The organism is Micromonospora sp. NPDC049679 (assembly GCF_040659735.1).
Taxonomy (GTDB): Bacteria; Actinomycetota; Actinomycetes; order Mycobacteriales; family Micromonosporaceae; genus Micromonospora_I.
Genome location: NZ_JBFANZ010000101.1, coordinates 1 through 1,059 on the forward strand (window position 1 = coordinate 1; position 1,059 = coordinate 1,059).

A 1,059-nucleotide genomic window follows, 5' to 3' on the forward strand; every position below is an offset into this window, starting at 1 on the left:
CCACCTCTGCTGTCAACGCCTTGATACTACCACAGATGGCTTAAGGTGAGTGCCGATCGATTTGACATCAAGAGGCTGCTCCATCGGAAGCACCCACGTGATTGCCGACCCGGTGCGCACGCGCAAGCTGCTGCTCAATGCTCGCGAGCTGGAAAAACTCCAAGCTGCCGTGCAGCAGAAAGGCTACGCCTGCGTCTGCCTGTCGTGGTATTGGAGCAAGCACCTGGTCAAGTGCGAGATCGCACTGGGCAAGGGCAAGAAGGAATACGACAAGCGTGACACCGAGCGCGAACGCGATTCCAACCGGGAATTGCAGCGCGCCGTGCGTAACAAGGGCAAGGAAGATTGAATTTCTTGTGACTTGATATGGCTGAGGGAGCCCGCTCCCTCAGCCACAACAATTGCTAGATCCCTTTGCGCCGCTCCGCCCGCGCCATGCGCTGAACCTCCTGACGCACTTCTTCCAGCACTTCCTGCACATACAGCAGGTGACGTGTTGAAACCTCCCGCGCCTGCTCGGCACGCCCTTCGATAATCGCCAGGTACAGATCACGGTGCTGATTGATCAGCATGTCCCGTGTTTCGGTACGCTGCTGATACATGCCACCAATGTTGGTCACCACGTTACGCTTGAGCAGATCGAACAGCCCGCGAATGGTATGCAGCAATACCGCGTTATGGCTGGCCTCGGCGATGGCCAGGTGAAACCTCGCATCCGCCGCGCCCTCTTCCGCCCGGCTCACTTCGTCTGACCGCGTATAGCAATCCTGCAGCTCTTCGAAGGCTGCCGTCAGCCGCTCGCGATCAACCTCAGTGGCACGCAACGCTGCGTAATACGCGCACGAGGCTTCCAGCGTCTGACGAAACTCCAGAAGATCGCGCTGAGCCTCGGGATTATTTTCCAGCAGATGCAGCAGCGGATCACTGAAGGTTGAACCCAGCGACTCCACCACATAATTGCCACCACCCTGACGGCTGATCAGCAAACCTTTGGCCGCCAGCTTCTGGATCGCCTCACGCAACGACGGACGCGACACCCCGAACTGCTCGGCCAGTGCG

1 protein-coding gene and 1 pseudogene are annotated in these 1,059 nt (G+C 58.7%); one reads left to right on the forward strand and one right to left on the reverse strand.

Annotated elements, in window-relative coordinates; all coding sequences use genetic code 11:
- Nucleotides 1-88: 88 nt before the first annotated feature.
- Nucleotides 89-349: pseudogene (locus AB0J06_RS26415) on the forward strand (SsrA-binding protein); the annotation flags it as partial.
- 55 nt (nt 350-404) lie between these two features.
- On the opposite strand, the gene AB0J06_RS26420 reads toward AB0J06_RS26415, so the two are convergent.
- On the reverse strand, nt 405-1,059 hold a 655-nt coding region (locus tag AB0J06_RS26420; RefSeq protein ID WP_357432384.1), incomplete at its 5' end, for an FCD domain-containing protein.